Origin of the sequence: Streptomyces fuscigenes, from assembly GCF_021556455.1 — a bacterium.
Taxonomy (GTDB): domain Bacteria; phylum Actinomycetota; class Actinomycetes; order Streptomycetales; family Streptomycetaceae; genus Streptomyces; species Streptomyces fuscigenes.
Window position 1 is genome coordinate 1 of sequence record NZ_JAKGCV010000034.1, and the last position, 24,796, is coordinate 24,796.

The 24,796-nt window shown below is 72.5% G+C and carries 24 protein-coding genes and 1 tRNA gene; 7 read left to right on the forward strand and 18 right to left on the reverse strand.

Annotated features, from left to right (window positions below):
* The coding region (locus L1885_RS06030) for a class E sortase (protein WP_235795929.1) at nucleotides 1-813 on the forward strand (813 nt) is incomplete at its 5' end.
* 163 nt (nucleotides 814-976) lie between these two features.
* The gene (locus tag L1885_RS06035) at nucleotides 977-1,723 is read left to right on the forward strand and encodes a class E sortase (RefSeq protein ID WP_235795930.1); all 747 of its coding nucleotides are present in this window, start codon (nucleotides 977-979) and stop codon (nucleotides 1,721-1,723) included.
* Between the two features lie 243 nt (nucleotides 1,724-1,966).
* On the opposite strand, the gene pknB is transcribed toward L1885_RS06035, so the two are convergent.
* From pknB to L1885_RS06070, 7 genes are all read right to left on the reverse strand, one after another.
* Nucleotides 1,967-3,970 carry a Stk1 family PASTA domain-containing Ser/Thr kinase gene (gene pknB, locus L1885_RS06040; protein WP_235795931.1) on the reverse strand — a complete coding sequence of 668 codons (2,004 nt, stop codon included), beginning with the start codon at nucleotides 3,968-3,970 and terminating at the stop codon, nucleotides 1,967-1,969.
* 201 nt (nucleotides 3,971-4,171) lie between these two features.
* Nucleotides 4,172-5,632 (reverse strand): peptidoglycan D,D-transpeptidase FtsI family protein, encoded by a 1,461-nt coding sequence (locus L1885_RS06045; RefSeq protein ID WP_235795932.1) that lies wholly within the window; start codon nucleotides 5,630-5,632, stop codon nucleotides 4,172-4,174.
* Nucleotides 5,629-7,041, reverse strand: a complete 1,413-nt coding sequence (locus tag L1885_RS06050) for an FtsW/RodA/SpoVE family cell cycle protein (protein WP_235795933.1) — start codon at nucleotides 7,039-7,041, stop codon at nucleotides 5,629-5,631. Before L1885_RS06050 ends, L1885_RS06045 begins: the two co-directional genes overlap by 4 nt.
* Before the next feature lie 27 nt (nucleotides 7,042-7,068).
* Nucleotides 7,069-8,643: a Stp1/IreP family PP2C-type Ser/Thr phosphatase gene (locus L1885_RS06055; protein WP_235795934.1), complete on the reverse strand. Its 1,575-nt coding sequence runs from the start codon at nucleotides 8,641-8,643 to the stop codon at nucleotides 7,069-7,071.
* Nucleotides 8,644-8,782: 139 nt separating this feature from the next.
* Nucleotides 8,783-9,307 (reverse strand): FHA domain-containing protein FhaB/FipA, encoded by a 525-nt coding sequence (locus tag L1885_RS06060; RefSeq protein ID WP_235795935.1) that lies wholly within the window; start codon nucleotides 9,305-9,307, stop codon nucleotides 8,783-8,785.
* 10 nt (nucleotides 9,308-9,317) lie between these two features.
* Nucleotides 9,318-10,175 (reverse strand): FHA domain-containing protein, encoded by an 858-nt coding sequence (locus tag L1885_RS06065; protein ID WP_235795936.1) that lies wholly within the window; start codon nucleotides 10,173-10,175, stop codon nucleotides 9,318-9,320.
* Nucleotides 10,163-10,402: a hypothetical protein gene (locus L1885_RS06070; RefSeq protein WP_235795937.1), complete on the reverse strand. Its 240-nt coding sequence runs from the start codon at nucleotides 10,400-10,402 to the stop codon at nucleotides 10,163-10,165. The genes L1885_RS06065 and L1885_RS06070 overlap by 13 nt, the downstream gene beginning before the upstream one ends.
* Before the next feature lie 308 nt (nucleotides 10,403-10,710).
* Here L1885_RS06070 and L1885_RS06075 point away from each other — a divergent pair.
* Nucleotides 10,711-10,794 (forward strand) — tRNA-Leu (locus L1885_RS06075).
* 459 nt (nucleotides 10,795-11,253) lie between these two features.
* Here the strand turns inward: L1885_RS06075 and L1885_RS06080 are convergent.
* A complete protein-coding gene (locus L1885_RS06080) occupies nucleotides 11,254-11,868 on the reverse strand; it encodes an FMN-dependent NADH-azoreductase (protein WP_235795938.1) in 615 nt (204 codons plus the stop codon).
* 136 nt (nucleotides 11,869-12,004) lie between these two features.
* Between L1885_RS06080 and L1885_RS06085 the strand changes: the two genes are divergently transcribed.
* From L1885_RS06085 to L1885_RS06100, 4 genes are all read left to right on the forward strand, one after another.
* On the forward strand, nucleotides 12,005-12,352 hold the full coding sequence (locus tag L1885_RS06085; protein ID WP_235795939.1) for a winged helix-turn-helix transcriptional regulator: 348 nt from the start codon (nucleotides 12,005-12,007) through the stop codon (nucleotides 12,350-12,352).
* A 143-nt stretch (nucleotides 12,353-12,495) separates the two neighbouring features.
* Nucleotides 12,496-14,001 carry a DUF2252 domain-containing protein gene (locus L1885_RS06090; RefSeq protein ID WP_235795951.1) on the forward strand — a complete coding sequence of 502 codons (1,506 nt, stop codon included), beginning with the start codon at nucleotides 12,496-12,498 and terminating at the stop codon, nucleotides 13,999-14,001.
* 183 nt (nucleotides 14,002-14,184) lie between these two features.
* Nucleotides 14,185-14,979: a hypothetical protein gene (locus L1885_RS06095; protein ID WP_235795940.1), complete on the forward strand. Its 795-nt coding sequence runs from the start codon at nucleotides 14,185-14,187 to the stop codon at nucleotides 14,977-14,979.
* A 61-nt stretch (nucleotides 14,980-15,040) separates the two neighbouring features.
* Nucleotides 15,041-15,382 carry a rhodanese-like domain-containing protein gene (locus tag L1885_RS06100; protein ID WP_235795941.1) on the forward strand — a complete coding sequence of 114 codons (342 nt, stop codon included), beginning with the start codon at nucleotides 15,041-15,043 and terminating at the stop codon, nucleotides 15,380-15,382.
* Between the two features lie 154 nt (nucleotides 15,383-15,536).
* Here the strand turns inward: L1885_RS06100 and L1885_RS06105 are convergent, their stop codons facing one another.
* The 10 genes from L1885_RS06105 to argC all read right to left on the reverse strand — a co-directional run bounded on the left by L1885_RS06105 (nucleotide 15,537) and on the right by argC (nucleotide 24,630).
* Nucleotides 15,537-16,595 carry a 2Fe-2S iron-sulfur cluster-binding protein gene (locus tag L1885_RS06105; RefSeq protein ID WP_235795942.1) on the reverse strand — a complete coding sequence of 353 codons (1,059 nt, stop codon included), beginning with the start codon at nucleotides 16,593-16,595 and terminating at the stop codon, nucleotides 15,537-15,539.
* A complete protein-coding gene (gene paaD, locus L1885_RS06110) occupies nucleotides 16,596-17,123 on the reverse strand; it encodes a 1,2-phenylacetyl-CoA epoxidase subunit PaaD (protein WP_235795943.1) in 528 nt (175 codons plus the stop codon).
* Nucleotides 17,117-17,818, reverse strand: coding sequence for a 1,2-phenylacetyl-CoA epoxidase subunit PaaC (paaC, locus tag L1885_RS06115; protein ID WP_235795944.1), 702 nt, complete (start codon nucleotides 17,816-17,818; stop codon nucleotides 17,117-17,119). Before paaC ends, paaD begins: the two co-directional genes overlap by 7 nt.
* Nucleotides 17,815-18,105 (reverse strand): 1,2-phenylacetyl-CoA epoxidase subunit PaaB, encoded by a 291-nt coding sequence (gene paaB / locus L1885_RS06120; RefSeq protein ID WP_235795945.1) that lies wholly within the window; start codon nucleotides 18,103-18,105, stop codon nucleotides 17,815-17,817. The genes paaC and paaB overlap by 4 nt, the downstream gene beginning before the upstream one ends.
* Nucleotides 18,102-19,145, reverse strand: a complete 1,044-nt coding sequence (paaA, locus tag L1885_RS06125) for a 1,2-phenylacetyl-CoA epoxidase subunit PaaA (RefSeq protein ID WP_235795946.1) — start codon at nucleotides 19,143-19,145, stop codon at nucleotides 18,102-18,104. The genes paaB and paaA overlap by 4 nt, the downstream gene beginning before the upstream one ends.
* A 486-nt stretch (nucleotides 19,146-19,631) precedes the next feature.
* Nucleotides 19,632-20,183: an arginine repressor gene (locus L1885_RS06130; RefSeq protein WP_235795947.1), complete on the reverse strand. Its 552-nt coding sequence runs from the start codon at nucleotides 20,181-20,183 to the stop codon at nucleotides 19,632-19,634.
* A 25-nt stretch (nucleotides 20,184-20,208) separates the two neighbouring features.
* The gene (locus tag L1885_RS06135) at nucleotides 20,209-21,471 is read right to left on the reverse strand and encodes an acetylornithine transaminase (protein WP_308117280.1); all 1,263 of its coding nucleotides are present in this window, start codon (nucleotides 21,469-21,471) and stop codon (nucleotides 20,209-20,211) included.
* Nucleotides 21,468-22,424, reverse strand: a complete 957-nt coding sequence (argB, locus tag L1885_RS06140; protein WP_235795948.1) for an acetylglutamate kinase — start codon at nucleotides 22,422-22,424, stop codon at nucleotides 21,468-21,470. Before argB ends, L1885_RS06135 begins: the two co-directional genes overlap by 4 nt.
* On the reverse strand, nucleotides 22,421-23,605 hold the full coding sequence (gene argJ, locus L1885_RS06145) for a bifunctional glutamate N-acetyltransferase/amino-acid acetyltransferase ArgJ (RefSeq protein WP_235795949.1): 1,185 nt from the start codon (nucleotides 23,603-23,605) through the stop codon (nucleotides 22,421-22,423). Before argJ ends, argB begins: the two co-directional genes overlap by 4 nt.
* Nucleotides 23,602-24,630 (reverse strand): N-acetyl-gamma-glutamyl-phosphate reductase, encoded by a 1,029-nt coding sequence (argC, locus tag L1885_RS06150; protein ID WP_235795950.1) that lies wholly within the window; start codon nucleotides 24,628-24,630, stop codon nucleotides 23,602-23,604. Before argC ends, argJ begins: the two co-directional genes overlap by 4 nt.
* Nucleotides 24,631-24,796 lie beyond the last annotated feature (166 nt).

Genomic DNA, 24,796 nt, shown 5'->3' on the forward strand with positions numbered 1-24,796 from the left:
GGCACGCGCCGCAAGGCCGCCAAGGCGGGCTCGCGCGGGCGCAAGCGCCCCCAGCCCGCGCCCGCGGCGGCGCAGCGGCCCCCCGGCCGCCCGCTCACGCGAATCGAGGCACGGCAGGCCGCGCGCGCCCTCAAGGACAGTCCCGGGGTCGTCGTCAGCCGGGCCGTCGGCGAGCTGTTCATCAGTTTCGGTGTACTGATGCTGCTGTTCGTGACGTACCAGCTGTGGTGGACCAACGTCCGGGCCGACAACTTCGCCGACAACGAGGCAAGCAAGATCCAGAGCACCTGGAAGAGCACGAAGGACCCGGCCGCGGGGGCGTTCGAGCCCGGGCAGGGCTTCGCGATCATCCACATCCCGAAGCTGGACGTCATCACGCCGATCGCCCAGGGCGTCAGCAAGGAGAAGGTCCTCGACCACGGCGAGGTGGGCCACTACTCCGAGGGCACGCTCAAGACCGCGATGCCGCAGGACAAGACGGGCAACTTCGCGCTCGCCGGCCACCGCAACACCCACGGCGAACCGTTCCGCTACATCAACCAGCTGGTGCCCGGCGACAAGGTCGTCGTCGAGACGCAGGACGAGTACTACACGTACGAGATGACGAAGACCCTGCCGCAGACCTCCCCCGCGAACGTCGGCGTGATCGCGCCGATCCCGCAGGGCTCCGGGTTCACCAAGCCGGGCCGCTACATCACGCTCACCACGTGCACGCCGGAGTTCACCAGCACGTACCGGCTGATCGTGTGGGGCAGGATGGTCAGCGAGCAGCCGCGCAGCCAGGGCATTCCGGCGGCGCTCCAGCACCACTGACGGCCGCCGGCCGGGGCCCCGGGCGGGGTGGGGGCGGTACGACGCGCACGCACGTGCACGACGCACGACGACGGACACGACAGCCAGAACCACGACGAGAACCACGACGAGAACCACGACGAGAACGACGATCAGAACGACAACGGGGACGGGGCGAACAGGGGTGGCATCCACGACCGGGCACGACGGGCGGACGTCGCGGCCGCGCCCCCCGAGGGCGAAGCGGGGGCCCGTCGCCGCGGTGTTCGGCGTCATCGGCGAACTGCTCATCACGGTGGGGCTGCTGCTCGGCCTCTTCGTCGTCTACTCGCTGTGGTGGACGAACGTGACCGCCGACAAGGAGGCCCACAAGCAGGCCGACCGGGTGCGCAGGAGCTGGGCTCAGGCCCCGCCCGCCGGCCAGGACGGCAAGGCCCCCTCCTTCAACACGAAGGACGGCATCGGCTTCCTGCACGTGCCGTCGATGAAGAACGGCGAGGTGCTCATCAAGAAGGGCACCCAGGTCGGTGTCCTCAACCAGGGCGTGGCGGGCTACTACACCTCGCCGATCAAGTCGGCGCTCCCCTGGGACCCGAAGGGCAACGTCACGCTGGCCGCGCACCGCGACGGCCACGGCGCCAAGTTCCACAACATCCACAAGGTCAAGGTCGGCGACCCGGTCGTGGTCGAGACCCGGGACACTTGGTACGTGTACAAGGTCTACAAGATCCTTCCGCAGACGTCGAAGTACGACGTCAACACGATCCAGCAGATCCCGAAGGAGTCCGGGAAGACCAAGGCGGGCCGCTACCTCACGCTGACGACCTGCACACCCGTCTACACCTCGGACTACCGCTACATCGTGTGGTCGCAGCTGGTGCGCACGCAGAAGGTCGACAAGGACCGCACCCCGCCGCCCGAGCTGCGCTGAATCGCGCCGGCTGCGCGCCGGGGCTCGGAGCGTGCCGTGCCAGGAGCACAGCCGTGGCGCCCCCTGCCGAGGTCCCTCCCGCCGACGCGGTGAGTACGGCGGTCGACGAGCCGTTCGCGAGTACGGAGCGTGCGTGAGTACGGAGCGTTCGTGAGTACGGCGAAGCCCCCGCGTCCCAGGGAACGCGGGGGCTTTCCGGTTCTTGCGGGGGCGGCCCGGTCGTGCAGCCGGGACGCCCGTCCGTCAGTGGTTGTTGCCTCCGAAGAAGCCGCCGGGCAGGCCGCCGTTCTGGTTGCCCTGGTCGCCGCCGGTCGGCGGGCCGACCGTGGTGATGGTCACCGTACTGCCCTGGTCCACCTGCGTGCCCGCCCCCGGGTCGATGCTCTGCACGAACGAGGTGTTCGGGTCGGAGGGGGATCCGTTCGCGACCGCCGGCTTCAGGCCCGCACCGTTGATGGCGTTGATCGCGTCGGCGAGCTTCGTGCCGGGAGCGATGTTCGGGACCCCCACCTGGGGCGCCTTCGGGCCCTTCGAGACCTGGAGCTTCACGTGGCTGCCCGCGGCCGCCTTCTCGTTGCCCGACGGGGTCTGCCCGACGACCTGGTTCGCCGGAGCGTCGTTGTCGACCTGCTGGACCTCGACGACGAAGCCGACCTTCTCCAGCTGGTTGCGGGCGTCCGCGAGCTGCGCGCCCATCACCGGCGGCACGGTGACCTGCGCCGTCTTCGCCACCTTCAGCGTGATCGTGGCGCCCTTCTGGGCCTGCGAGCCGCCCGCCGGGTTCTGGTCGACGACCGTGCCCTCGTCCTCCTGGGACTCGACCATCTTCACGTCGACCTTGAAGCCCTTGCCTTCGAGCTCCTGCGTCGCCGCGTCCTGGTCCTCGCCCTTCTCGTCGGGCACGTCGACCTTGGGCGCGCCCGCCGAGACGACCACGGTGATCGTGCCGCCCACGTCCATGCGGCCGTCGGCGGGCGTCTGGCTGCAGATGGAGCCCTTCGGCTGGTCGCAGTGGTCGGTGCCGGACTGGCTGAGCTTCACGTCCGCGTTGGCCGCCTGCTGCTTGGCCTGGGCCAGCGTCTGGCCGACCAGCGAGGGAACGGTGGTCTGCTGGGCGCCGTCGTTCCCGGTGAAGATCGTCTTGCCGATGAGGATCGCGCCGACGAGCACGCAGATCGCCGCGATGACGATCAGGATCGTGCCGGTGTTGGACTTCTTCTGCTGGCGCCGGCGGCCGCCGGAGCGGTCGTCGTAGTTGTTGAAGCCCCCGTCGTCGGGGTTCATCGGCGGCAGCATCGAGGTCTGCCCGCCCGGGTCCTGCGCGTGCAAGGCCGTCGTGGGCTGGTCCGGGGGGCCGTAGCCGCCGCCGTAGCCGACGGCGCCGAGCGCGGCCGCCGCGGCGACCGGCTGGCCGTCGAGGCACGCCTCGATGTCGGCGCGCATCTCGTCGGCGGACTGGTAGCGGTAGTCGGGGTCCTTGACCAGCGCCTTGAGGACGATGGCGTCCATGTCGGGCGTGATCTCGGGGTCGAAGACGCTGGGCGTCTGCGGCTCCTCGCGCACGTGCTGGTACGCGACCGCGACCGGCGAGTCGCCCACGAAGGGCGGGCGCACCGTGAGCAGCTCGTACAGCAGGCAGCCGGTGGAGTAGAGGTCCGAGCGGGCGTCGACCGTCTCGCCCTTGGCCTGCTCGGGGGAGAGGTACTGCGCGGTGCCGATCACGGCGGCCGTCTGCGTCATCGTCATGCCGGCGTCGCCCATGGCGCGGGCGATGCCGAAGTCCATGACCTTGACCTGGCCGGTGCGCGTCAGCATGACGTTCGCCGGTTTGATGTCGCGGTGCACGATGCCGCTGCGGTGCGAGTACTCGAGGGCCTGGAGGATGCCGATGGTCATCTCCAGCGTGCGCTCGGGCAGCAGCTTGCGGCCCGAGTGCAGCAGCTCACGCAGCGTGGAGCCGTCGACGTACTCCATGACGATGTACGGGAGGGAGACTCCGTCGACGTAGTCCTCGCCGGTGTCGTACACCGCGACGATCGCCGGGTGGTTGAGCGATGCGGCGGACTGGGCCTCCCGGCGGAAGCGGGCCTGGAAGGACGGGTCGCGCGCGAGATCCGCGCGGAGCGTCTTCACGGCGACGGTCCGGCCGAGCCTGGTGTCATGCGCGAGGTGAACCTCGGCCATGCCACCACGGCCGAGCACCGAGCCCAGCTCGTACCGGCCGCCGAGGCGACGCGGCTCATCCATGTCTGTTCCGGCCCTCTCCGTCAGTACCGACCGCACCTGTGTGTGGTCCGGCGGTGTGCTGTCCGCGCAAAGGCTACCGGGCGCCGTGCACCCGTTCCGCCGGAGCGGGCGAGCTGATACACGACCGGTACGGAGGGTTCCCCGTCGCCCGGTATCCGTGCACGGAGCCCCGACCGCCCGGTGCGCGGGAGCCCGCAGGACTCACTTGGCACTGTCGATCACGGCTTTCATCATGTCGTGGGCGATGGGGCCCGCGATGCCGCCGCCCGAGATGTCGTCGCTGGTCGCGGCCCCGTCCTCGACGACGACGGCCACCGCGACCGGCGTGGAGTTGCCGACCTTCGCGTACGAGACGAACCACGCGTACGGCAGTGCCGAGTTGGCGACGCCGTGCTGGGCGGTACCCGTCTTGCCGCCCACGGTGGCGCCGCTGATCTTGGCGGAGTGGCCGGTGCCCTGCGGGTCGTTGACCACGGACTCCATCATCGACTGCAGCTTCTGGGCGTTGCCCGCGCTGAGCGGCTGGCTCATCTGCTCGGGCTGCGTCTTGTCGATCACGTCCAGGTTGGGCGCGCGCAGCTCGTCCACCAGGTACGGCTTCATGAGCTTGCCGTCGTTGGCGATCGCGGAGGCGACCATCGCCATCTGCAGCGGGGTGGCGCGGGTGTCGAACTGGCCGATGGAGGACAGGGCGGTCTGCGACTGGTTGATGTCCGTCGGGAACTCGGAGGCGTCCGCCCGGGTGGGGATGAACTGCTCGGAGTTGAATCCGAACTTCTTCGCCTCGTCCAGCATCTTGTCCTTGCCCACCTGGACGCCGAGGTGGCCGAAGACGCTGTTGCAGGAGACCGTCAGCGCGAGGCGCAGGGTCGCGTTCTTGCAGGGCAGGTTGCCCTCGTTCTTCAGCGGCGTGTTCGTGCCCGGCATGATGTACGGCAGCGGCGAGTCGGTCTTCGCGTCCGGGTCGCTGACCACGCCGTTCTCCAGCCCCGCGGCGGCGGTCACCAGCTTGAACGTGGAGCCCGGCGGGTACGTCTGGCGCAGCGCCCGGTTCAGCATCGGCTCGTCCTTGTCGGACGTCAGCTTCTTCCACGCGTCGCCGTCGCTGCGGCCCGCGATGGTGGAGGGGTCGTAGCTGGGCGTGGACGCCAGGGCGAGGATCTTGCCGGTGGACGGGTCGATCGCGACGGCCGCGCCCTTCTTGCCCTTGAGCCCGTCGTAGGCGGCCTTCTGGGCGTCGGCGTTCAGGGTGGTGACGACGTCCCCGCCCTTCTGGTTCTTGCCCGTGAACATGGAGACCGTGCGGTCGAAGAAGAGGCGCGGGTCGGTGCCGCTGAGGACGCCGTCGTCGATGCTCTCCAGAGCCGTCGAGCCGAAGACCTGCGATCCGTACCCGGTGACCGGCGCCCACATGGGGCCGTCCTTCCAGGTCTGCTTGTACTTGTAGTACGTGTCGTCGGTCTTGACGGCGCCGGTGACCGGCTTGCCGTCCACGATGATGTTGCCCGGCGCGTGGCTGTAGCGCTCGATCGCCGGCCGCGCGTTGTGGTCGTTCGTGTTGAGGGCGTCCGCCTTGACGTAACCGAGCCAGTTCTCGCGGACGAGCAGGGCGAGGACGAGGAGGCCGCAGAAGATCGCGATGCGGCGCAGAGGCTTGTTCACGGTCGGACCACCTGGGTCATTTCGGCGTCGGTTGAGGGTGCGGGGGCCGGGGCCGGACGGCGGGCGGTGTCGCTGATCCTGATGAGGATGCCGATGAGGGCCCAGTTCGCGAGGACCGACGATCCACCGTAGGCCATGAACGGGAGGGTCATGCCGGTGAGCGGGATGAGACCCATCACGCCGCCGGCGACGACGAAGACCTGGATCGCGAAGCCGCTGCTGAGGCCGATCGCGAGGAGCTTGCCGAACGGGTCGCGGGCCGCGAGGGCGGTGCGGATGCCGCGCTCCACGATCAGGCCGTACACGAGGAGGATCGCCATCGTGCCGGCGAGGCCGAGTTCCTCGCCGACGGTGGAGAGGATGAAGTCGGCGTTCGCGGCGAAGCCGATCAGGTCCGAGTTGCCCTGGCCGAGGCCGGTGCCGAGGGTGCCGCCCGAGCCGAAGGACATCAGGGCGTCGCCGATCTGCTGGCAGGCGCCGTTCGTCTTGTAGCAGGCGAACGGGTTGAGCCAGGCCGTGACACGGGCCTTGACGTGCGGTTCGAAGGAGGCGACGCCGACCGCGCCGACCGCGGACATCAGGAGGCCGAAGACGATCCAGCTGGTCCGCTCGGTGGCCACGTACAGCATGACGATGAACAGGCCGAAGAAGAGCAGCGAGGTGCCGAGGTCGGTCTCGAAGACCAGGATCAGGATCGACAGGGCCCAGATCACCAGGATCGGGCCGAGGTCGCGCCCGCGCGGCAGGTACAGGCCGAGGAAGCGGCGGCTGGCGAGGGCCAGGGCGTCGCGTTTGACCATGAGGTAGCCGGCGAAGAAGACCGCGATGATGATCTTCGCGAACTCCCCGGGCTGCAGCGAGCCGAGGCCCGGGATGTGGATCCAGATGCGCGCGCCGAACTGGGCGGGGAAGAAGACCGGCGCGATCAGCAGGATCAGCGCCACCACCATGGACACGTAGGTGTAGCGCTGCAGGACGCGGTGGTCCTTCAGGAAGAGCAGCACCGCGACGAACAGCGCCACGCCGATCGCCGAGTAGAGCATCTGCTTGGGCGCCGACGGCGTGAACGCGCCGTAGGCGACCTTCGCCAGGCTGATCAGCCGGGGCGACTGGTCGAGGCGCCAGATGAAGACGAGCCCGATGCCGTTGAGCAGCGTGGCCAGCGGCAGCAGCAGCGGGTCCGCGTAGCGCGCGAACTTGCGCACCACGAGATGGGCCACGCCCGCGAGGGCCGCGAGGCCCAGCGCGTACCCGAGCACCCCCGACGGGACCTTGCCGTCGAGCGCCAGCCCGACGTTCAGGTACGCGAACACGGCGACGACGACGGCGAACACGAGCAGGAGAAGCTCGGTGTTCCGCCTGCTGGGCGCGTCGATCGCGCCGATGGTGGTGGTGTTGGAGATGCTCATGGTGGTGAAGTGGCCCCCTGTGGCCCGTTACTGCTGCTCGCAGTTCGAGACCAGCTTCTGCTCCTCCTCCGAGAGGGTGGGGCCCGGAGACGGCGGAGTGTTCGACTGGTGGACGGTGGAGTGCGCGGCGGTCTGCTCACCGACGGTGCCGGCTGCCCCCTGCGTGCCCGCGGTGCCCGTGCCCGGTGACGTGCCGGTCGTGGGCTTGCCGGACGTCTTGGGCGTCGGCGGCTTGCTCGCCTGCTGCTCCGAACGCGCGGCCTGCTTGCGCTCCTCGTTCTTCTTGCATGCGGAGGCCTGGGTACCCAACTCCTTGATCTTGCCCTGAGCGGTGCCGAGGCTGCCTTCGGTGATGGTGCCCTGGACCTGCTTGCGCTGGTAGTCCGGGAGGTACTTGAGTTCGATCTCGGGGTGGTCCGACTGCACCTTCGACAGCGAGACCCACGCCAGGTCCTGGCTGATGCCGCGGTAGAGCGCCACGTGCTGGTCGTTGGAGCCGACGTAGTACTGCGTCTGCGTCCAGCGGTAGCCGCCGTAGAGGCCGCCCGCGACGACCGCCACGACGAGCGCCGTGTACAGGGTCGCCTTGAGCCCGGTGCGGCGCTTGCGCCCCCTGCCGCCGTGCCCGTGGCCGCCGTCGTCGTACGCGCCGTAGCCGCCGTCGTCGGGCATGCCCGCGTACCCGGCCTCGCCGCTGCCGGGCGGGCCGAAGCCGCCGCCCGGCGTCCCCGACTGGTGCGGCACCGGACGGCCGAGGCCGGCGGCGCGGCCCGCGGGGGTCTGCATGACGTTCGGGTCCGAGCCGAGCTGCTGGTTCTCCGCGACGGCGCCCACCACGACGGGGGTGTCGCTGAGCCGGCCCGCCAGGGTGTCGCCCATGTCCTGGTCCAGGACGTCGGCCACGATGCAGGTGATGTTGTCCGGGCCGCCGCCGCGCAGGGCCAGCTCGATCAGCCGCTGGACGGTCTCCTGGGGGCCCTGGTAGTCGGCCAGCGCCTCCTCGATCGTCTGGTGCGAGACGACGGCGGAGAGGCCGTCCGAGCAGATCAAGTACCGGTCGCCCGCCCGCACTTCGCGGATGGACAGGTCGGGCTCGACGCGGTCGCCGCTGCCGAGGGCGCGCATCAGCAGCGAGCGCTGCGGGTGCGTCGTCGCCTCCTCCTCGGTGATCCGGCCCTCGTCGACGAGGCGCTGCACCCAGGTGTGGTCCTGCGTGATCTGCGTCAGGACGCCGTCGCGCAGGAGGTACGCGCGGGAGTCGCCGACGTGCACGAGGCCGAGCCTGCGGCCCGTCCACAGCAGCGCGGTGAGCGTCGTGCCCATGCCTTCGAGCTGCGGGTCCTCCTCGACCATGACGCGCAGCTGCTCGTTGGCGCGCTCGACGGCCGCCCCGAGCGACGTGAGGACGTCGGAGCCCGGCACGTCGTCGTCGAGCTGCACGAGCGTCGAGATGACCTCCGAGGAGGCGACCTCGCCCGCGGCCTGGCCGCCCATGCCGTCCGCGATGGCCAGCAGCCGGGGGCCGGCGTAGCCGGAGTCCTCGTTGCCCTCGCGGATCATGCCCTTGTGCGATCCGGCGGCGAAGCGCAGCGTGAGTGTCATGCGCACGCCTCCGGTCGGGCCGCCCGATGAATCCGGGGCCAGCCGGTCTGGAGCCACACTGCCCACCCTCCGGTCGGGAGCACGTGCCGGTCCGCTCGGACCGTGGCGGCTCGCTCGCTCCGCTCGATCATTGTCGTGACTACTTCCGCAGCTCGATGACGGTCTTCCCGATGCGGATCGGAGCACCCGGCGGGATCGGTGTCGGCGTCGTCAGCCGGGTCCGGTCGAGATACGTGCCGTTGGTGGACCCGAGGTCCTCGACGATCCACTGGCCGTCGCGGTCCGGGTAGATCCTGGCATGCCTGCTGGACGCGTAGTCGTCGTCCAGCACGATCGTCGAATCGTGCGCCCGGCCGAGGGTGATGGTCTGCCCCTGCAGCGCCACCGTCGTGCCCGTGAGGGTCCCCTCGGAGACCACGAGCTTCGTGGGGGCGCCGCGGCGCTGCCGGTTGCCCTGCTGTTGCTGCTGCCGCTGGTGCGGCGGGGCCGCGTTCTGCCGCGTCTGCTGGGCGCGCGTGTCACCTGCGCCCCCGCGGCGGGAGCCGCGCTGCGTGACGCGCGTACCGAACAGGTCGCTGCGGATGACCTGGACGGCCACGATGACGAACAGCCACAGAACGGCCAGGAAACCCAGCCGCATGACCGTCAGGGTCAGCTCTGACATTGCCCCCGCTTCACCCTTCGGCTTGCCGGTAAACGATGGTGGTACTGCCCACGACGATCCGCGAGCCGTCGCGGAGCGTAGCGCGGGTGGTGTGCTGTCCGTCCACCACGATGCCGTTCGTGGACCCGAGGTCCTGGATCGTCGGGGGGGTTCCGGTCCGGATCTCGCAGTGCCTGCGGGAGACGCCCGGGTCGTCGATGCGCACGTCGGCGTCGGTGCTGCGGCCCAGGACGAGGGTCGAGCGGGAGATCTGGTGGCGGGTGCCGTTGATCTCGATCCAGTGCCGGGTGCGGGTGTGGGGCATCGCACTCGGGACGGGCGCGGACGCGGGTGCCTCGTAGCCGCCGCGCCGGCCGGGCGGCGGGGTGTCGGGCATGGGCGGGACGGCGCGCGGCGGGTAGCCGTAGCCCTCCTGTCCCCGGCCGGGTGCCTGCTGCGGCGGCTGCTGCGGGTACCCCGGCGCGGCCTGGCCCGGGGCGCCCTGCTGTGACGTACTCGACGCGAGGGTGCGGCTGCGCACCCGGTAGAGGCCGGTGTCGAGGTCGTCGGCGCGCTCCAGGTGGACCTTGATGGGGCCCATGAAGGTGTAGCGCTGCTGCTTCGCGTAGTCCCTGACCAGACCGGCCAGTTCGTCGCCGAGCTGCCCCGAGTAGGGGCTCAGGCGCTCGTGGTCCGGCGTGCTCAGCTCGACGATGAAGTCGTTGGGCACGACGGTCCGCTCGCGGTTCCAGATCGTCGCGTTGTTGTCGCACTCGCGCTGCAGGGCGCCGGCGATCTCGACGGGCTGGACCTCGGACTTGAACACCTTCGCGAAGGTGCCGTTGACCAAACCTTCGAGGCGCTGCTCGAACTTCTTCAGGACTCCCATGAGGCACCTCCTCCGTAGTCGTTGCCGTGGTCGTCGTCCTGGACGGGGTACTGCTGCTCGTACTCGTTCTCGTACCGGCCGCGCTGCCGGGCCGCCCTGTGCGGGCGTTCCCTGCGGCCCGCGCCGCCGTGCACGCCGCCGGCCGGCGGTCGTCCGTGCCGGAGCTCGCCGTGGCGCGGGGCGTACCGCCCGGTCTGCTTCTCGTACTGCTTACTGATCGTATCCACGCGTCGGGAAATCGGCTGGTTCCCCTTGTCTGCCCGGTCGATGGGTGTCGCCTCTCACACGGATCGTAGAGGCGGCACTCCGACAGTGTCCCGCACCCGAGCCCCTCCCAGGAGGAGCGGGTCCCGAGCCTGTACGTTCCCTGTCCCGCCGCTGTCGTCCCCGACGCGGCAGGCGGGGCGCCGGGCGGCGCGCTTCTTCCCCGCCCGTCCCGCCCGGAAACGGATGTGAACCCACCCTGTTCAGCGTGCTAATCTTCAGATGTCGCCAGGGGGACGCAGCAGCGAAGACCACGGTGACACACCCAAATGCGCGGGTGGCGGAATAGGCAGACGCGCTGGATTCAGGTTCCAGTGCCCGAAAGGGCGTGGGGGTTCAACTCCCCCCTCGCGCACAACAGATGAAGGACCCCTGCTGAGCAGGGGTCCTTTTCTGCGTCTTCCGGTTCTGCGTCTTCCGGGTCCGGGTTTCGTGTCCTGCGCCCCGGGGCGTTCTTGCGGGCCGTCCGCCCGCTCCGTGCGTTCCGCGCCCCTCCCGGTGCCGCCTCGCGGACGGGGCCCGCGCCCCGGCCTCTCGGCGCGGCGTGGGGCTGGCGCCGAGTCCGGGGACGGGCCCCGGGTGTTCGGGGAGGGCAGGTCCCCGGCGGTCCGGCCATTCGTCCGGTTATGTGTCATACATCATAGAAAGCCGCGGCGGGGCGCCCTGTTGGGGGCGCCCCGCCGCGGGGGTCCAGCCGTCGCCGGTCACCGGCCGGGGCCGGCGGCCGGCGCGCGTGCGGTGGCACGACCGCATGCCGGTTGTCGGGGTGCGGCGCCCGCGCGGGCGGCTGGGCGGGAGTGGCCGTGGCGCCGGATCAGGCGGCGAGGCGGGCGGCCAGCTCCTTCGCCTTGGCCGCGGCCTTCTCGTGGGCCTGCACGCGCGACTGCTCGGAGAGCGGGCGCAGCGCGGCCATCTCCTCCTTCATGGGGGCCAGCGTGAGCTCCGGCACGATGAACTCGATGTCGGTCGCGCCGAACATGCCCTCGAGCAGCTTGCGCAGGTAGTTCTGGACGAACTCGAAGTCCTCGCGCGGGGTGCCCGCGGCGTACGAGCCGCCGCGGCTGGCCACGATCGTGAAGGGCTTCTTGCCGATCGCGGAGTCCGGGGTGGCGTTCTCGCCCGCGATGATGGCGTGGTCGAACCAGGCCTTCAGGGTGGACGGGATCGAGAAGTTGTACATCGGGGCGCCGATGAGGATCGCGTCGGCGGCCTCCAGCTCCGCGGCGAGCTCGGCGCGCAGGGCGTGGCCGGAGCCCGCGGCCGCGGCGGCGGCGTCGAGGTGGGGGAGCGGCTGGGCGGCGAGGTCGCGGTAGACGACCGTTCCGGTCGGGTGCTGCTCCTTCCAGGACTCGACGAACTTCGCGGTGACCGCGCGCGACGCCGAGCCCTCGGGGAAGAGGGAGGAGTCGATGTGCAGGAGGGTGGCCATGGGGCGCTCCAAGGTCTGGGACACGGGGTGTGGACGGAAGAGAGCCTTCGGTTCCCTTCGCTCCTATGGATAACACAGCCACTTACTTTTTTTCATCCCCTACGAGAACGCTAGGGGGGCCAGTACCCTGTGACGTATGGCGCAGCACTCCGAAGATGCGTGCACGAAGGTGGACATCGGGATCACCCGGGTCTTCGAGCTGCTCGGAAAGCGGTGGAGCGGGCCGATCATCTCCGTGCTGATGGCGCGCCCCGTGCACTTCGCCGAGCTCAGGCGGGCGATCCCGGGCATCAGCGAGCGCATGCTGTCGGACCGGCTCACCGAACTGGGCGCCGCGGGACTCGTCGTACGCGAGGTCGACGAGGGTCCCCCGCTGCGGGTGGCCTACCGGCTCACTGAGGCCGGCGCGGCGATGGAGCCCGCCCTCAAGGAGCTGAGGTGGTGGGCGGAATCACACATGGACGCCCCGGAGGGCCGCTGCTGATCCCCGCCCCGACCCGGCGGCCGTCGCGCGCGCGAGCCTCGCCGGGGCGCCCCCGTGCCGGTTGCCGCGCACGGCGGTACCGTGCCTGCGACGGATCTTGAGGGTGCGCGTGGGCGTACGGGGGGCGGTTCGGCGTGACCGACATATGGACGCAGTCGACGGGGTCGGCGGGCGGAGCCGGCGGGGCGCGCGCGGGCGGTGACCGGATCCCGCCGGTGCCCGGGTTCGCGCCGCACGGGCACGGCGGGACGCACGGCACGGGCACCGGGCCCAAGGCCTACGGAAAGTCCCTCAGGGAACGGGTGCCGCGCTCCTCGCACGACTCGGTCGTCTTCGCGGCCGGCCGCCCCGACGCGGTCACCGCGGTCGAGGAGTCCGGCCGCGGGCGCGTGGCGGAACTCGCGCCGATACGCGTCGGCCGCATGGCGGTGAGCCCGTTCGCCTTCCTGCGCGGCTCCGCCGGCCTCATGGCGCACGACCTGACCGGGACACCGGTCACCGGCGTCGGCGCCCAGATCTGCGGCGACGCGCACGCCGCCAACTTCGGCCTCTACGGCGACGCCCGCGGCCACCTCGTGATCGACCTCAACGACTTCGACGAGACCGTGCGCGGGCCCTGGGAGTGGGACGTGAAGCGGCTCGCCGCGTCCCTGGTGCTCGCCGGCCGCGAGGCGGGCGTGTCCGAGGACGGCTGCCGGGACGCCGCCCGGGACGCGGTGGGCGCGTACCGGCGCACGATGCGCCTGCTGGCCAAGCTGCCCGCGCTCGACGCCTGGAACGCCATCGCGGACGAGCGGCTCGTCTCGCACGCCGACGCGAAGGACCTGATCGGCACGTTGCGGCGGGTCTCGAAGAAGGCGCACGCCAACACGAGCGCCCGCTTCGCCGCCAAGGCCACCGAGGAGCACGGCGGCCCCGGAGACGGAGACGGAGACGGAGACGGAGACGGCGGCGGGGGCGCCGGGGGCCGCCGGTTCGTGGACGCGCCGCCGGTCCTGCGCCGGGTGGGCGACGCGGAGGCCGCGGCCGTCGCCGCCGCCCTCGGCCCGTATCTCGGCACGCTGCCCGAGGACCGGCTGCCGCTGCTCGCCCGGTACGCGATCCACGACGTGGCGTTCCGGATCGTCGGCACCGGCAGCGTGGGCACGCGCTCGTACGTCGTCCTGCTGCTCGACCACCGCGGCGAGGCGCTGGTGCTCCAGGTGAAGGAGGCACGGCCGTCCGCGCTGGTGCCGCACCTGCCCGCGGCCGGCTTCGCGGTCCCCGCGGCGGGGCACGAGGGGCGCCGGGTGGTCCTGGGGCAAAAGCGCATGCAGGTCGTCAGCGACATCCTGCTCGGCTGGACGACGGTCGGTCGGCTTCCGTACCAGGTGCGGCAGTTCAGGAACCGCAAGGGCAGCGTGGACCCCGCGGCGCTGCCGCCCGGGGAGATGGACGACTACGCGCGCATGACGGGCGCGCTCCTCGCCCGCGCGCACGCGCACAGCGCGGACCCCCGGGTGGTCGCCGGGTACTGCGGCAGGAACGAGGAGCTGGACGAGGCCGTCGCGGGCTTCGCGGTGGCGTACGCGGACCGCACGGAGGCCGACCACGCGGAGCTGGCGGCGGCGATCCGCTCCGGCCGCGTCGCCGCCGAACAGGGCGTGTAGGGCGCCCGGCGCCCGCGGGGGCCGGGTACGCCCCGGGCGGGCGGCCGTGCCCGGACGCGCCGGCCGGCGGGCGCCCGGCCCGCCGCGGGTATTCGCGGCCTTCGGGCAGGTCACGGCCGTGGTGGCGGGTTCCGGCGCGCTCGGCGGGGGCCGGGGGCCGGGCCCGACCACTACGCTGGCCGGGTGACGCAGGACGTACCACGTGAATTCCAGAGCTCGCGGCTCGAACAGGCCGTACGGGCGGCCGAGCAGGCCCTCATCGAGTTCGAGATCGCCCTCGAGACGTTCCGGATCGAGGTGGAGAACTTCTCGCGGCTCCACCACCAGAAGCTCGGCCCCATGTACGCGCGTCTCGACGAACTCGACGCCCTGATCGCGGAGGCGAAGGCCCGGATCAGCAACGACCCCGAGGACCTGCGCAAGGCCCGGGAGGCGCGCGGCATGGTCCAGCCGATGCCGGGGGTCGAGGAGCTGTTCCACGACTGGCTCGACTCCGACGGGCTCTCCCCCGAGGCCGCCGCGATGCTCACCGAGCAGCCCGTCCGCCCGCCGCGGCGCATCCGGCCGAGCGACGAGGCCCGCAAGCTCTACCGGGAGCTGGCCCGCAAGGCGCACCCCGACCTCGCCCAGGAGGACGACGAGCGGGCCCGCCGCGAGGAGTTCATCGCACGGGTCAACGGCGCCTACGGACGCGGGGACGAGGCCCTGCTGCGCGAACTGGCCGCCGAGTGGGAGGCGGGGCCGGCCCCGGCGCAGGAGCCCCTCACCGAGAGCGAGCAGCTGTACTCCCGCCTCGAATGGCTCTCCCAGCGCAAGGAGCTGCTGACGCTCCTCGCCAAGGACCTGGAGGAGTCCGCCATCGGCGCGATGCTGAAGATGGCGCCCGACGACCCGGACCGGCTGCTCGACGAGATCGCCGAGCAGCTGCTCACCCAGGTCGGCGAGCGCGAGGCCGAGCTCGGCCGGCTCGTGCAGTAGGTTCGAGGAAGCGGCCACAACCGGAAGAGGCGCGGCCCTGACCGGGAAAGAGAGCACCCTCATGAGCTTCGCCGCACTGCCCTCCGTGGACGTCACCGCGCTGCCCGCGGACGCCTTCCTCGTCGACGTCCGGGAGGACGACGAGTGGGAAGCGGGCCACGCCGAGGGCGCGCTGCACGTGCCGATGAGCGACTTCGTCGCCCGCTTCGGCGAGGTGTCCGAGGCCGCCGACGGCCGCACCGCCTACGTCGTGTGCAAGGCGGGCGGCAGGTCCGCCCAGGTCACGCAGTACCTCGTCCAGCAGGGCGTGGACGCGGTCAACGTCGACGGCGGCATGATGGCCTGGGACGGCGCGGGCCGGCCCATGGTCGCGGACGGCGGCAGCGAGGCCGTCGTCCTCTGAGCCGGCTGCCGGAAGTCCCCCGGCCGGGGACTGGACGGATCCGCTGCGTCGTCCTCCGGCCCGGCCCACGGGTCGGTGCGCGGCCCCGGCCCGGCCGGCGGGAGCGCACGCGCCCCGTACGGGACACGTGACCGGGCGGTGGGGTCCGGGCGGCTCAGCGGTCGAAGTCCAGCTCGACCTCGGACGTCGCCGCGTGCGACTGGCACGCCAGCACGTACCCCGCCTCCGTCTCCTCGGGCTCCAGCGCGAAGTTGCGGTCCATCGTGACCTCGCCCGAGACCAGGAACGCCCGGCACGTGCCGCAGACGCCGCCCCGGCACGCGTAGGGGGCGTCGGCGCGGGCCCGCAGCACCGTCTCCAGCAGCGGCTCGCCGTGCTCGACCGGCCAGGTGCCCGAGCGCCCCGCGAGCGTCGCCGTCAGCGTGGAGCCCGCAGCCGGCGCGGTGGACGGCGCGAGGGCCGGCACGCCCGTGGCGGCCTCGTCGATGTGGAAGATCTCCTGGTGGATGCGGGAGCGGTCCACGCCGAGTCCCCGCAGCGCCCGGTCGGCCGCGGCGACCAGGCCGAGCGGGCCGCACAGGAACCAGCCGTCGACGTCCGCCACCGGCAGCACCGACGGGAGCAGCGCGGTCAGCCGCTGCCGGTCCAGCCGGCCCGACGGGAGCCCCGCCTGCTGCTCCTCCCGCGAGACCACGGGCACCAGCTGGAACCGCCCGGGGTAGCGGTCCTTGAGGTCGGCGACCTCGTCGAGGAACATCGTCGAGGCCACCGTGCGGTCGCTGCGGACCAGGCAGAAGCGCGCCTCCGGCTCGCGGGCCAGCAGCGTCGAGGCGATCGACAGCACGGGCGTGATCCCGCTGCCGCCGACGACGGCCGCGAAGTACCCGGGCCGGGGGCTCAGGACGAAGCGGCCCGTCGGCTCCATCACGTCGACGGTGTCGCCGACGGCGAGTTCCTTGAAGGCGTACGTGGAGAACGCGCCGCCCTCCACGAGCCGCACGCCCACGCGCAGCACCGGCTCGTCGCCCGCGGGCGCGCAGATCGAGTACGTGCGCCTGACCTCGCCGCCGTCGGCGCCCGGGCGGCGGAGCGCGACGTGCTGGCCGGGGGTGTGCAGGAAGGCCCCGCGCAGCGCAGGCGGCACCTCGAACGTGAGGGCGACCGCGTCGTCCGTGAGGCGTTCGACCTCGGCGACCCGGAGCGGATGGAACATCTACAACTCCTTGAAGTGGTCGAACGGCTCCCCGCAGGACGTGCAGCGGCGCAGCGCCTTGCACGCGGTGGAGGAGAACCGGCTGAGCAGCTCCGTCGCGGTCGAGCCGCAGTGCGGGCACCGGATCGCGAGGGACAGCGGTACGGCGCCGCCGCCGCGCGGCCCGGGCGGGGCGATGCCGGCCTCGGCGAGCTTGCGCCGGCCGTCCTCGCTGATGTCGTCCGTCGACCACGGCGGCGCCAGCACGGTGACCACCTCGACGTCGCTCTGGCCCTGCTCGCGCAGCGCCCTGCGCACGTCGTCGGACATGGCCCCGATCGCCGGGCAGCCCGTGTACGTCGGCGTCAGCTCGACGCGGACGGCGCGGTGGCCGTCGGGCGCGTACGTCACCCGCACGCCCCGCAGGACGCCCAGCTCGGCCAGCGACACGACCGGCAGTTCGGGGTCGGGGACCGCCCCGGCGACGCGGCGCAGCTCCCGCTCCAGCGCCGTCTCCGGCGCCGTCCGCGCGGCCTCCCGCGTCACCACGACGCCCCCGGGTGGCTGCGGTGCAGGTGCTGCATCTCGGCGAGCATCCGCCCGAACGACTCGGTGTGCAGGCCCTCGCGGCCCGCGCCGGCGGCCCAGCCGCCGGACCGGGGGCCGTCGGGCAAGGTCAGCGTGGCGCGCTCCAGCACCTCGCCCACGGACCGCAGCCAGCCCTGCTCCAGCGCCGAGGGGTCCACGCCGAGGCCCTCGACCGGGCGGAACAGCTCCCCGGTGTAGCGCCACAGCGCGTCGCAGGCCCGCTGCATGCGCGCGTGGCTCTCCTGCGTGCCGTCGCCGAGGCGCAGCGTCCACTGGCGGGCGTGGTCGAGGTGGTAGTCGACTTCCTGCGCCGCCTTCGCGGCGAGCGGCGCGAAGGGCCCGTCGCCCGCGGCGAGTTCGCGGTACAGGGGGAGCTGGTAGGCGGAGAAGTACAGCTGGCGCGCGATCGTGTGGGCGAAGTCGCCGTTGGGCTGCTCGACGAGCTGGACGTTGCGGAACGCGCGCTCCTCGCGCAGGAAGGCCAGTTCGTCCTCGTCGCCCGCCAGGGACAGCAGGACGCGGGCCTGCCCGAGCAGGTCCAGCGCGATGTTGGCGAGGGCGACCTCCTCCTCCAGCACGGGCGCGTGGCCCGCCCACTGGCCGAGCCGGTGGGAAAGCACCAGCGCGTCGTCGCCGAGGGCCAGGGCGGCGCTCACAGGTGCTTCACCCCGTCCGGGATCTCGTAGAACGTCGGGTGCCGGTACGGCTTGTCGGCGGCCGGCGCGAAGAACGGGTCCTTCTCGTCGGGCGAGGACGCCGTCACCGCCGCGGACGGCACCACCCAGATCGACACGCCCTCGCCGCGGCGGGTGTAGAGGTCGCGCGCGTTGCGCAGGGCGAACTCGGCGTCGGGCGCGTGGAGGCTGCCCGCGTGCGTGTGGGACAGGCCGCGCCTGGCGCGCACGAACACCTCCCACAGGGGCCAGTCGGTCCGCTCGCTCATGCCGCCTCCGCCTTTCCGTGCTCGCCCGCGGCGTGCTTCGCCGCGTAGGCCGCCGCCGCGTCCCGGACCCAGGCGCCCTCCTCGTGGGCCGCCCTGCGCTGCGCGATCCGCTGCTCGTTGCACGGGCCGTTGCCCTTGAGGACGGCCTGGAACTCGGCCCAGTCGATCGGGCCGTGCTCGTGGCCGCCGTTCTCCCCCTTGTCCGGGTTCCACCGGAGGTCGGGGTCGGGCAGCGTGAGGCCGAGCGCCTCGGCCTGCGGTACGCAGATGTCCACGAAGCGCCGGCGCAGCTCGTCGTTGGAGAAGCGCTTGATCTTCCAGGCCATGGACTGCGCCGAATGGGCGGACTCGTCGTCCGGGGGGCCGAACATCATCAGCGACGGCCACCACCAGCGGTCGACCGCGTCCTGCGCCATCGCGTGCTGCTCGGGGGTGCCCTTGCTCAGCGCCATCAGCAGCTCGAAGCCCTGGCGCTGGTGGAAGGACTCCTCCTTGCAGATGCGGACCATGGCGCGGGCGTAGGGGCCGTAGGAGCACCGGCACAGGGGCACCTGGTTGGTGATCGCGGCGCCGTCCACGAGCCAGCCGATGGCGCCCACGTCCGCCCAGGTCAGCGTGGGGTAGTTGAAGATCGACGAATACTTCTGGCGGCCCGCGTGCAGCTTGTCCAGCAGCTCGTCGCGGCCGGTGCCGAGGGTCTCGGCGGCGCTGTAGAGGTACAGGCCGTGCCCGGCCTCGTCCTGGACCTTGGCCATCAGGATCGCCTTGCGGCGCAGCGAGGGGGCGCGGGTGATCCAGTTCGCCTCCGGCTGCATGCCGATGATCTCCGAGTGCGCGTGCTGCGCCATCTGCCGGACCAGCGTCGCCCGGTAGGCGTCCGGCATCCAGTCGCGCGGCTCGATGCGCTCCTCGGCGGCCACGGCCGCGTCGAACGCCGCCGTGCGCGCGTCCGGCGCCTGCCCGGCGGCCCCGGCCGTCCCGGGCGCACCCGCGCCCGCCGAGGCCGTCCCGCCCGCTGCCCCACCCGCCAACGCGGTCATCCCGACTCCCTACCGACCGATCGTTCGGTTCCTGGACTTCAATGGTCGGTCGGTGGCCCGTAGGGTGTCAACCCTGTGGAGGACTGGCTCGGCGTGGCGAGGCGGATCGGGGCGGGATGGATACGTACGGCGACCGGGGCCCGGGCGGGGCACGGCAATCCGGCGGACCGGGTGCGGAGGGCGCCGCCGACGGGGCGAAGAGCCCGCCCCCCGGCGCGTACCGCCCGGCAAGACCCGCCACCGGCTACACCACCGGCACCCGCCCGGACGCGGAACTCCCCACCGGATACGGCGACGGCCCCGACGCGGGCCGAGCTGATCGCTTTCGCGCGGGACGCGGGCGCACAGGACGTGGTGGACCTGCTGACCTGACCGGCGGGCCCGCCCGGGGCGGGGAGCGCGGTGCCGTCGAGGCACGCGCCCCCGCCCTTCTCCCGTTCCGGAGCGCGGTGGGCCGGCTCGCGGCCCGCCGCGCCGGAGGAGGGGTCAGCGCTCGCGCGCCTCGCGTTCGCGGCCCGACTCGGCGAGCTTGAGGAGGTGGTCGGCGAGGGCCTGGCCGCCCGTCGGGTCGCGGCTGATCAGCATGAGCGTGTCGTCGCCCGCGATCGTCCCGAGGACGTCGCCGAGTTCCGCCTGGTCGATGGCGGACGCCAGGAACTGGGCCGCGCCCGGGGGCGTCCGCAGCACCACGAGGTTCGCGGACGCCTCCGCGGAGATGAGGAGTTCGCCGGCGAGGCGGCGCATGCGCTCCTCCTTCACCGACTCCCCCAGCGGCGCGTGCGGGGTGCGGAACCCGCCCTCGCTCGGCACCGCGTAGATGAGTTCCCCGCCGGCGTTGCGGATCTTCACCGCGCCGAGTTCGTCGAGGTCGCGCGAGAGCGTGGCCTGCGTGACGGTCAGCCCGTCCTCCGCGAGCAGCCGCGCCAGCTGGCTCTGCGAGCGGACCGGCTGCCTGCCCAGGATGTCCACGATCCGGCGGTGCCGGGCCATTCTCGTCTGGGGCAGGGAAGGACCGCCCTGCTGCTGCGGCTCGCTCATCGTCGTCGTCTCATCTCAGTTCGGCTCAGTTCGGCTCGGTCCCGGTACCTTCGCTCTTGTCCGCCGCCGCGTCCCGTGCCGCCGCGACGGCGGCGTCCAGGGCGCCCGGCAGCGCCCGCAGGAATCCGTCGGCCTCGCCGTCCCCCACGACCAGCGGCGGCATGAGCCGCACGACATCGGGGGCGGGCGCGTTCACCAGGAAACCGGCGTCCTGAGCCGCCCGCTGCACGAGGGGTGCGAGCTGCTCGGTGAGCACGATACCGAGGAGCAGGCCCGCACCGCGGACGTGGGAGACCAGCGGGTGGCCGAGCCCCTCGATCCCGTCGCGGAGTTTCTCGCCGAGCCGCTTGACCCCGTCGAGCGCGCCGTCCGCCGCGAGGGTGTCGAGCACCGCGAGCCCGGCGGCGCACGCCACCGGGTTGCCGCCGAACGTCGTGCCGTGCTGACCCGGCTTCAGCAGGTCGGCGGCCGGCCCGAAGGCGAGGGCCGCGCCGAGCGGCAGGCCGCCGCCGAGGCCCTTCGCGAGCGTCACGATGTCGGGCTCGACACCCTGGAAGGCCTGGTGGTGGAACCAGTGGCCGGTGCGGCCGACACCCGTCTGCACCTCGTCGAGCACGAGCAGCGTGCCGGTGGCCCGGGTGATCTCCCGGGCGGCCTCCAGGTAGCCCTTCGGCGGTACGACGACGCCCAGTTCGCCCTGGATGGGTTCGATGATGACGAAGGCGGTCTCCTCGGTGACGGCGGCGCGCAGCGCCCCGGCGTCGCCGAAGGGGACGTGCGTGACCTCGCCGGGCAGCGGCGCGAACGGGGCCCGCTTGCCCTCCTGACCGGTCAGCGCGAGGGCGCCCATGGTGCGGCCGTGGAAGCCGCCGGTGGTGGCGACCATGTGCGTACGGCCCGTCAGCCGGCCCATCTTGAAGGCGGCTTCGTTGGCCTCGGCACCGGAGTTGCAGAAGTACACGCGGCCGGGGCGGCCGGCGAGCTGGACGAGGCGCTCGGCGAGGGCGACCGGCGGCTCGGCGACGTACAGGTTGGAGACGTGCCCGAGCGAGGCGATCTGCCGGGACACCGCCTCGACGACGGCGGGGTGCCCGTGGCCGAGCGCGTTGACCGCGATGCCGCCGACGAAGTCCGTGTACGCCCTGCCGTCGGCGTCCCACACCGTGGCACCCGCTCCGCGCACGAGCGAGAGGGGCGGGGTGCCGTAGTTGTCGGCCATGACGGCCTCCCAGCGGCGGGAGAGCTCCTCGTTGCCGGTGGCGGCGTCCTGCCGGACGGTGTCACTCACTGCGCGTCCCCTCCTGTGCTGTGCGGTGCGTCCGGTCCCGGGGCGTGCGGTGCCTCCGGGGCGCCGGGGCCGTCCGGCACGACCATCGTGCCGATGCCCTCGTCGGTGAAGATCTCCAGCAGGATCGAATGCGGGACCCGTCCGTCGATGACGCGCGCCGTGGAGACGCCTCCGCGCACCGCGTACAGGCAGCCCTGCATCTTGGGCACCATCCCGCTCGACAGCTCCGGAAGCAGCTTCTCCAGCTCCGTGGCGGTCAGGCGGCTGATGACGTCGTCGCTGTTGGGCCAGTCCTCGTAGAGTCCCTCGACGTCGGTGAGGACGACCAGCATCTCGGCGCCGAGGGCGACGGCGAGCGCGGCTGCGGCCGTGTCCGCGTTGACGTTGTAGACGTGGTGGTCGTCGGCGCTGCGGGCGATGGAGGAGACGACCGGGATGCGGTCGTCGTCCAGGAGGGTGGTGATCAGGCCGGTGTCGATGGCGGTGATCTCGCCGACGCGGCCGATGTCGACCAGCTCGCCCTCGACGCGCGGCCGGTGCCTGGTCGCGGTGATGGTGTGCGCGTCCTCGCCGGTGAGTCCGACGGCGTGGGTGCCGTGGGCGTTGAGCAGCCCGACCAGCTCGCGCTGGACCTGGCCCGCGAGCACCATCCGCACCACGTCCATGGCCTCGGGCGTCGTGACGCGCAGGCCCGCCCGGAACTCGCTGACCAGGCCGTGGCGGTCGAGCTGCGCGCTGATCTGGGGGCCGCCGCCGTGCACGACGACGGGCTTGAGCCCGGCCTGCCGCAGGAAGACGACGTCCTGCGCGAACGCGGCCTTCAGGTCCTCGTCCACCATCGCGTTGCCGCCGAACTTGACGACGACGACCTTGTTGTTGTGCCGCACCAGCCAGGGCAGCGCCTCGACGAGGGTCCGCGCCTTCGGCAGGGCGGTGTGCTTGCGTGCGCTCATGAGCTGTACGCGCTGTTCTCGTGGACGTAGTCGGCCGTGAGGTCGTTGGTCCAGATGACGGCGGACGCGTCCCCGGCGGCCAGGTCCGCGGTGATGCGGACCTCGCGGTAGCGCATGTCGACCAGGTCGCGGTCCTCGCCGACGGAGCCGTTCTTGCACACCCACACGTCGTTGATGGCGACGTTGAGCCGGTCCGGCTCGAAGGCCGCGCCGGTGGTGCCGATCGCGGACAGGACGCGGCCCCAGTTGGGGTCCTCACCGTGGATGGCGCACTTGAGGAGGTTGTTGCGGGCGACGGAGCGGCCCACCTCGACGGCGTCGTCCTCGGTGGCGGCGCCGACGACCTCGATGCGGATGTCCTTGGACGCGCCCTCGGCGTCGCCGACGAGGCGGCGGGCCAGGTCGGCGCACACCTCCCGCACGGCCTCCGCGAAGGCGTCGTACTCGGGGACGGTGCCGGAGGCGCCCGAGGCGAGCAGCAGCACGGTGTCGTTGGTCGACATGCAGCCGTCGGAGTCCACCCGGTCGAAGGTCGTACGGGTCGCCGCGCGCAGCGCCCGGTCCAGGTCGGGGGCCGCCACGTCGGCGTCGGTGGTCAGGACGACGAGCATGGTGGCGAGGCCCGGGGCGAGCATGCCCGCGCCCTTGGCCATGCCGCCGACGGTCCAGGCACCGCCGGGGCCGCTCGCGATCGCCGTCTTGTGCACGGTGTCGGTGGTCATGATGGCGAGGGCGGCCTTCTCGCCGCCGTGCTCGGACAGTTCGGCGGCGGCCCGGTCGACGCCCGGCAGCAGTTTGTCCATGGGCAGGAGTTCACCGATGAGGCCGGTGGACGCGACGGCGACCGCTCCGGCGCCGACCTCGCCCTCCGCGTCCGCCGCGAGGCCGGTGAGGACCTCGGCGACCCGTTCGGCGGTGGCGTGCGTGTCCTGGAAGCCCTGGGGTCCGGTGCAGGCGTTCGCGCCGCCGGAGTTGAGGACGACGGCGGCGATCTCGCCGCCCCTGACGACCTGCTCGCTCCACAGGACGGGCGCCGCCTTGACGCGGTTGGAGGTGAAGACGCCCGCGGCGGCCCTGCGGGGGCCGCGGTTGAGGACGAGGGCCAGGTCGGGGTTGCCGTTCTGCTTGATTCCCGCGGCGATGCCCGTCGCGGCGAATCCCTTCGGTGCGGTGACGCTCAAGGCGCGACTCCGATCGTGGAGAGTCCGGTGTCCTCGGGGAGCCCGAGGGCGATGTTCATGCTCTGCACGGCACCGCCCGCGGTGCCCTTGGCGAGGTTGTCGATGGCGCTGATCGCGATGATCCGGTTCGCGTACGGATCGTGGGTGACCTGGACCTGTACGGCGTTGGAGCCGTGGACGGACGCCGTGGCGGGCCACTGGCCCTCGGGCAGCAGGTGGACGAACGGCTCGTCCGCGTAGGCCTTCTCGTAGGCCGCGCGCACGCTCTCGGCCGTGGTGCCGGGGCGGGCCTTGGCGGAGCAGGTGGCGAGGATGCCGCGCGGCATCGGGGCGAGGGTGGGGGTGAAGGACACCGTGACGTGCTCGCCCGCGACGGCGTCGAGGTTCTGGGTGATCTCGGGGGTGTGCCGGTGCCCGCCCCCCACGCCGTAGGGCGACATCGAGCCCATGACCTCGCTGCCGAGCAGGTGCGGCTTCGCCGACTTGCCGGCTCCGGACGTGCCGGAGGCCGCCGTGATCACCACCTCCGCCTCGGCGAGCTGGGCCGCGTACGCCGGGAACAGCGCCAGCGACACGGCCGTGGGGTAGCAACCGGGCACCGCGATGCGCTTGGACCCCTCCAGCGCGGCGCGGGCGCCCGGCAGTTCCGGCAGGCCGTAGGGCCAGGTCCCGGCGTGCTCCGAGCCGTAGAACCGTTCCCAGTCGGCCGCGTCACGGAGGCGGAAGTCCGCCCCCATGTCCACGACGAGCGTCTCGTCCCCCAGTTGCCGGGCGACGGCCGCGGACTGTCCGTGCGGCAGCGCGAGGAAGACGACGTCGTGTCCCGCGAGCGTCTCCGGGCCGGTCTCCTCCAGCACCCGGCCTGCGAGCGGCAGCAGGTGCGGCTGCAGCGCTCCGAGCCGCTGCCCGGCGTTGCTGTTGCCGGTGACGGCCCCGATCTCGACCTCGGGGTGCCCGAGCAGCACTCGCAGCACCTCTCCCCCGGCGTACCCACTGGCGCCGGCCACTGCCACACGTAGAGCCATCGAACAGCCTCCCTCTCAAGAGCATGACTATACGTATGCATGCACTTTTATGCAACGGTGGGGCGGCTGGACCCCGGGCCCGGCGGGCGCGGGGGACCGACGGGGAGGGGCGTCGCGGGGGGCTGCGGAACGGCGGCGCCGCCCGGCCCGGCGGGCGCCGGGGCCG

Excerpts from the sequence above, each read along its gene's own strand:
- pknB (WP_235795931.1), bottom strand. The coding sequence starts at position 3,970 with ATGGATGAGCCGCGTCGCCTCGGCGGCCGGTACGAGCTGGGCTCGGTG.
- L1885_RS06050 (WP_235795933.1), bottom strand. The coding sequence starts at position 7,041 with ATGAGCATCTCCAACACCACCACCATCGGCGCGATCGACGCGCCCAGC.
- L1885_RS06055 (WP_235795934.1), bottom strand. The coding sequence starts at position 8,643 with ATGACACTCACGCTGCGCTTCGCCGCCGGATCGCACAAGGGCATGATC.
- L1885_RS06060 (WP_235795935.1), bottom strand. The coding sequence starts at position 9,307 with ATGTCAGAGCTGACCCTGACGGTCATGCGGCTGGGTTTCCTGGCCGTT.
- L1885_RS06065 (WP_235795936.1), bottom strand. The coding sequence starts at position 10,175 with ATGGGAGTCCTGAAGAAGTTCGAGCAGCGCCTCGAAGGTTTGGTCAAC.
- L1885_RS06080 (WP_235795938.1), bottom strand. The coding sequence starts at position 11,868 with ATGGCCACCCTCCTGCACATCGACTCCTCCCTCTTCCCCGAGGGCTCG.
- L1885_RS06085 (WP_235795939.1), top strand. The coding sequence starts at position 12,005 with ATGGCGCAGCACTCCGAAGATGCGTGCACGAAGGTGGACATCGGGATC.
- L1885_RS06100 (WP_235795941.1), top strand. The coding sequence starts at position 15,041 with ATGAGCTTCGCCGCACTGCCCTCCGTGGACGTCACCGCGCTGCCCGCG.
- L1885_RS06105 (WP_235795942.1), bottom strand. The coding sequence starts at position 16,595 with ATGTTCCATCCGCTCCGGGTCGCCGAGGTCGAACGCCTCACGGACGAC.
- paaB (WP_235795945.1), bottom strand. The coding sequence starts at position 18,105 with ATGAGCGAGCGGACCGACTGGCCCCTGTGGGAGGTGTTCGTGCGCGCC.
- paaA (WP_235795946.1), bottom strand. The coding sequence starts at position 19,145 with ATGACCGCGTTGGCGGGTGGGGCAGCGGGCGGGACGGCCTCGGCGGGC.
- L1885_RS06130 (WP_235795947.1), bottom strand. The coding sequence starts at position 20,183 with ATGAGCGAGCCGCAGCAGCAGGGCGGTCCTTCCCTGCCCCAGACGAGA.
- argB (WP_235795948.1), bottom strand. The coding sequence starts at position 22,424 with ATGAGCGCACGCAAGCACACCGCCCTGCCGAAGGCGCGGACCCTCGTC.
- argC (WP_235795950.1), bottom strand. The coding sequence starts at position 24,630 with ATGGCTCTACGTGTGGCAGTGGCCGGCGCCAGTGGGTACGCCGGGGGA.